Origin of the sequence: Corynebacterium sp. HMSC036E10 (assembly GCF_001836265.1) — a bacterium.
Taxonomy (GTDB): domain Bacteria; phylum Actinomycetota; class Actinomycetes; order Mycobacteriales; family Mycobacteriaceae; genus Corynebacterium; species Corynebacterium coyleae.
This window is the reverse complement of record NZ_KV827923.1, coordinates 1-1856: the sequence shown is the minus strand read 5'-3', so window position 1 is coordinate 1856 and position 1856 is coordinate 1. Positions and strand designations below refer to the sequence as shown.

The following is a 1856-nucleotide window of genomic DNA, read 5'->3' as shown; positions in this document are numbered from 1 at the left end:
GCGTGAAAACAACGCTCACCGAGGAGGGCGCCAAAAAGATCATGATCGGCTTCTACGAGCCGATTCAATACGACGACGCCTTGTTTGATCTCAGCGTCACCTTCGCTGGCGCCGCCGCTGGTGTTCCGACGCTGCCTGCACCACAGCCGACACCGACGTCAACGCCGTCCCCTGCGCCGTCCGAGTCAATGGCGAGCTCGTCGCAGGAACTCAGCTCAACGGACAAAGGATCACCAGCCGAGCGGATCACCACCAGTGTCACCCTCGTCATCGCTGGACTTGGATTGCTCGGCGTGCTTTCTGGCTTCGGCAAGTTCGCCTTCGACCGTTTTCTGAGGCCCATGCTGGCCAAATAGTGGTCATCGCCTCAACGGGAACCTCCTTGCCCTTGAAGTTGGTTAGCAATACCATACTTAGGTGAGGTTTACCTTGTTCTCTAAGGAGGATTCATGAGAACACGCCCGTTGCTCGTACCACTCACCGCTCTTGCCCTGCTGGGTAGCGCAGTTGTTGCGCCTCAGGCTTCGGCTGCACCGGAGGCGCCTGTGCTTGAGAATGGTCGCTTGGATTGGAATGTGAAGCGCAGCTTTACCAACTACGTGACCGGCCCCGTCGCACAGGGCAAGGTCACTACAGTCAATCCAACCGATCTCAAGAACTTCGGCGGCCACACCGCGTACAACCCGCCAGCCCAAACGTTCCAGGACAACACCTCGCCACTTAAGTATGGGTTCCAGTTGAATGCTGCCAAGTCGCAGCTGGATGCAAAAGGCAAGGGTGTGCTGGCCTTTGATGGTGGGGTCCGCTGGACAGGGCATGAGAAGTTCGCTCCCGAGGGCCAGCAGTATGGACTCGATGTCAAGTTCTCCGATGTGAAGCTCATTCTGGACGGTACGTCAGGAAAGATTTCCCTCGACTACGTCGTGCGTGGCACTAACATCACGGGCGATCAGAGCGCACTTGATCGCAAGGGAGACGACGCGATTTTTGCCACATTCACACTTCCAGAGCCGATCAAGGCTACCGCAGGGGGCAGTTTCTCCACCTCAGCAGGTGACGTTAGTAAGGACAGTGGCATTAAGACAACGCTCACCAAGGAGGGAGCCGAAAACGTCATGATCGGCTTCTACAAGGCGGAGCAGTACGAGGACGCGCTACTCGATCTAGACCTGAAGTTCAAGGAAGCACCTAAGGCGAAACCGTCTCCGGAGAAGCCGGCTCCTTCCTCGTCGTCCGCGAAACCGTCCCCGGAGAAGAGCGTTCCGTCGTCCCCGAGCGTCCCCCCGGCTGAGCAAGGCTCGAAGAAGCCTGAGGGATCCTCTGTCGATTCCAAGACCGACAACACCAAAATCGTCGTGCCGATCATCGCTACTCTCATCAGCCTCGTGGCGATTGGTGGTGCGCTAGCTTTTGTCGGCCAGCAGTGGCTGCCGCAACTCTTGCAGGGTATGCAGCGATAACCTTCGCATCATGAACCGGTCCCGGTACTGTGCTGGGACCGGTTCTTTGCTGTTTACCAAAGCCGAAAAAAGGAGACCATCCCGGGGTAAGTAGCAAAAAGTGTGTCTGAATTTCGGCGTTATTGCTGATCAGGCTGGGTAAATCGGGCGGATATAGGCATCAAGACCTTATATCCGCCCGAATTGCGTTCAATCCTCCGGAATGGCACCCGCATGTGCTAGTCGGGGGTTGGTGTGCTTTCCGGGTGAGTAAAAACAGACCACGGTGCCCGGTATGTGCTGGGCAAATGAAGAAAAACGGAACCACATCCAAAGGCACAACCAGGTGGCGATGCAAGGACCCGAACTGCGGCAGCTCCACGTGTGTCTGATCTGATGTAGGTGGTCCAGTTCGGC

Annotated in this window: 2 protein-coding genes; both read left to right on the top strand. The window is 56.8% G+C overall.

Annotated elements, in window-relative coordinates; genetic code table 11:
* Nucleotides 1–356: hypothetical protein (locus HMPREF2736_RS12295; protein ID WP_210384494.1), on the top strand; the 356-nt coding region annotated here is incomplete at its 5' end.
* Between the two features lie 93 nt (nucleotides 357–449).
* Nucleotides 450–1460: an HtaA domain-containing protein gene (locus HMPREF2736_RS00005; RefSeq protein ID WP_070451076.1), complete on the top strand. Its 1011-nt coding sequence runs from the start codon at nucleotides 450–452 to the stop codon at nucleotides 1458–1460.
* Nucleotides 1461–1856 lie beyond the last annotated feature (396 nt).